Consider the following 2,500-nt stretch of genomic DNA (forward strand, 5'->3'; position numbering starts at 1 on the left):
GTCTCTGGAAAGACCGCCTGGTCCGAGTGCGTTCAATCTCCGTTTGTGAGTCAGTTCCGCGAGAGGGTTGGTCTGATCCATAAACTGAGAAAGCTGAGAAGAACCGAAAAATTCGTTGATCACGGCCGTGATCGGTTTGATCGAAATGAGAAGTTGAGGAGTTTGTGTTTCGATCTCCTGAACCGTCATTCTTTCTTTGATTACTCTTTCTACTCTGGAGAATCCGGTTTTGAGTTGGTTGGAGATCAACTCTCCAACGGAACGGATCCTTCTGTTTCCAAGGTGGTCGATATCATCCGGATAGTAGTTTTCCGTTTCGGAGAAGAGGTTCAGAATGTAACGGACGGTTTCGATGATGTCCGAAGGTCTTAGAACGCGCGCCTTTTCACCGGAAAATTCTTTCGGATTGTTGAATTCGAACTTAGAATTGATTTTATAACGTCCCACGTCTCCGAGATCGAAGGTTTTCGGAGAGAAGAAAAGACGGTTCAGTTCCGCGGTCGCGTTTTCGATCGTGGAAGGCTCGCCCTGACGCATGAGAGAATGGAACTTGAGGATCGCGTCCTCGTAGTCGTTCACTCCGTCTTTTTCAAGAGCGTTGATCAGAATCGGATTGTCTTTTCCTTTTGGGAACTCGATCAACTCGACTTCTTTTACTTTCATCTCTTTCAAGATCGAGATATTGTCTTCGTTGATTTTGGAACCGGCTTCGAGCATTACCTCTCCGGTTTCCATGTTGATGATGTCGTTGATGGTTCTTCTTCCGAGAATCTTTTTCAGATCCTTGGAAGTCGCGCCCGCGATTTTTTCCTTACGGGAACTGTAGAATAAACGAAGAACTTCTTCGTTGGTTCCGTGTCCTAAGGATTTGATGAGAAGAGTCGCCGGGAATTTTTTCTTTCTGTCGATCTTTGCGATCAGAATTCCCTTGTTGTCCATCTCGAACTCCAGCCAAGATCCTCTGTAAGGAATCACTCTGGCGGAGAAGACGTCTCTTTCCATGTCATAAGAAAAGAAAATACCTGGAGAACGGTGAAGCTGAGAAACGACGACTCGCTCCGCTCCGTTGATGATGAACGTTCCCTGCTCGGTCATCACGGGAAGATCTCCCATGTAAACCGTTTGTTCGCGGATTTCTCCGGTTTCTTTGATGATCAGTCGGATCACCGCTTTTAACGGCATCGCGAAAGTCGCGTCCGTATCCTTACATTCTTGTGGAGAACGTTTCGGTTCCCCGAGAATGTAATGACTGTATTCCATAATCATATCGTTGTTGGGACTTTCAATAGGAAAGGTTTCCCGGAATACAGCTTCTAACCCTTGATGCTTTCTTTTGGTTTCGTCTTTGACGTCGGTTTGAAGAAACCAATCGAAAGAACGCTTCTGAATTTGAATCAAGTTAGGAAGGTAATCCAGATTCGTGATTTTTCCGAAATTTACCCGTTTTCTCTCTACTTGACCGTACATTCTTTGTGCTCCCTATCGATAAATGAAAAACTATGACCTGTATTCAATGGTTGGATTCGTCCATCCCGCTTTTTTTGCAAAATGGAGAATTCCGACTCTCTCAGCCTAAGACATTTTCCCGGAAATGATACCAAATTTCTGAAGGCTGTAAATACAATAGAACAAGGAGGTACCTGAAAACCAGGCCTCCTTGCCGTGAGTGAAAGGATTTTTGAAAGCTAGCGCTAACAGAGCTCTAACGAAACGATTAGCTCGCTTTGAGTTCAATCTGTGCGCCAACGCCCTCGAGTTTCTTTTTGAGGTCATCAGCTTCCGCTTTGGAAACGCCTTCTTTAACGGCTTTTCCACCAGCTTCAACGAGGTCTTTCGCCTCTTTCAATCCGAGTCCGGTGATCTCTCTAACGAGTTTGATCACTTCGATTTTTTTATCGCCAAACCCTTTCAGGATGACGTTGAAAGTAGAAGCTTCTTCAGCAGCCGCTCCGCCGGCAGCAGGGGCAGCTGCAGCAGCTACCGCAACTGGTGCTGCAGCAGAAATGCCGAATTTATCTTCCATTTTTTTCACGAGGTCTGCAGCCTCAACTAAGGTTAGTTTGCCAATTTGCTCTAATAGCGCTTCTGTAGACATTGTATGCTCCTTTGATTCCGTTTAGTCGTTTTGCTATTTTAAAAAATACGTTATGCGTTGTTCTTCTCTGCCGTCGCTTGGATCGCTCTTGCAAGAGACGCGATGATCTGGTTGATACCGGATGCGATCGTTCTCGCAGGCGCGTTGATTCCACCGGCAATCTGAGCAAGAAGTTGTTCGCGGCTTGGAAGACCTGCGATTGCCTCTACTCCGTTTGCGTCGAGAACGGAACCGTCCATATAACCCGCTCTTACGATCAGGTTCTTGTTGTTCTTCGCGAAATCTTTGCAGACTTTTGCGACGGTAGGAAGGTTATCGTTTGCGAAGATCGCTGCGAGAGGTCCTTGGTATTCGGGTCCGAAAGAAATATTCTTATCTTTGTGGGCTCCGGATTCTTTCAAGGCT

At 46.1% G+C, this 2,500-nt stretch carries 3 protein-coding genes (2 of these 3 only partly in view); all 3 read right to left on the reverse strand.

Annotation, left to right across the window (positions count from 1 at the left end; translation table 11 throughout):
• Positions 1 to 1,467, reverse strand: partial view of a DNA-directed RNA polymerase subunit beta gene (gene rpoB / locus DLM76_RS02355; protein ID WP_118955135.1) — the start only. Its footprint begins 2,214 nt before the window's first position; the window shows 1,467 of its 3,681 coding nt (coding positions 1–1,467); its start codon is at positions 1,465 to 1,467; its stop codon lies off the left edge, out of view.
• Between the two features lie 247 nt (positions 1,468 to 1,714).
• Complete coding sequence (gene rplL / locus DLM76_RS02360) at positions 1,715 to 2,095, reverse strand: 50S ribosomal protein L7/L12 (RefSeq protein WP_118955134.1); 381 nt, start codon at positions 2,093 to 2,095, stop codon at positions 1,715 to 1,717.
• A gap of 50 nt (positions 2,096 to 2,145) precedes the next feature.
• Positions 2,146 to 2,500, reverse strand: partial view of a 50S ribosomal protein L10 gene (rplJ, locus tag DLM76_RS02365; RefSeq protein WP_118955133.1) — the 3' portion only. 179 nt of this gene lie beyond the right edge of the window; only the last 355 of its 534 coding nucleotides appear in the window; its start codon lies off the right edge, out of view — the gene reads right to left on this strand; the stop codon is at positions 2,146 to 2,148.

The organism is Leptospira yasudae, from assembly GCF_003545925.1.
Classification (GTDB): domain Bacteria; phylum Spirochaetota; class Leptospiria; order Leptospirales; family Leptospiraceae; genus Leptospira; species Leptospira yasudae.